General features: G+C 69.7%; 2 protein-coding genes. Both read left to right on the top strand.

Annotated features, from left to right (window positions below; genetic code table 11):
- Positions 1-174 carry an ATP-binding protein gene (locus D7X55_RS47505; RefSeq protein WP_368666538.1) on the top strand — a complete coding sequence of 58 codons (174 nt, stop codon included), beginning with the start codon at positions 1-3 and terminating at the stop codon, positions 172-174.
- On the top strand, positions 171-383 hold a 213-nt coding region (locus tag D7X55_RS47500; protein WP_121725820.1), incomplete at its 3' end, for a response regulator. The genes D7X55_RS47505 and D7X55_RS47500, both read left to right, overlap by 4 nt.

The raw sequence follows: 383 nt of genomic DNA, 5'->3' as shown, positions 1-383 counted from the left end.
CTGTTCGAGCGCTTCTACCGGGTGGAGAGTTCGCGCAACCGCGCCAGCGGCGGCAGCGGGCTGGGCCTGGCCATCAGCCACAACATCATCCTCGCCCACCACGGCCATATCCACGCCGAGCCCTCGCCGCTGGGCGGGCTGCGCGTAGTCGTCACCCTGCCGGAGTCCGCATGAGCCTGTCCCCCGCCGCGTCCGCGAAGATCCTGATCGTCGAGGATGAGCCACGCCTGGCCTCGGTGCTGCGCGACTACCTGGCCGCCGCCGGCATGACCAGCGAATGGGTGGACGATGGCGGCCAGGTGATCGACGCATTCGCGCGCTACCAGCCCGACCTGGTGCTGCTGGACCTGATGCTGCCGCAACGCGATGGCGTGGACCTGTGC

The sequence above is a fragment of the Corallococcus sp. AB049A genome, from assembly GCF_003668885.1.
GTDB classification, from domain to species: Bacteria; Myxococcota; Myxococcia; order Myxococcales; family Myxococcaceae; genus Corallococcus; species Corallococcus interemptor.
This window is presented reverse-complemented; position numbering and strand designations above follow the sequence as displayed.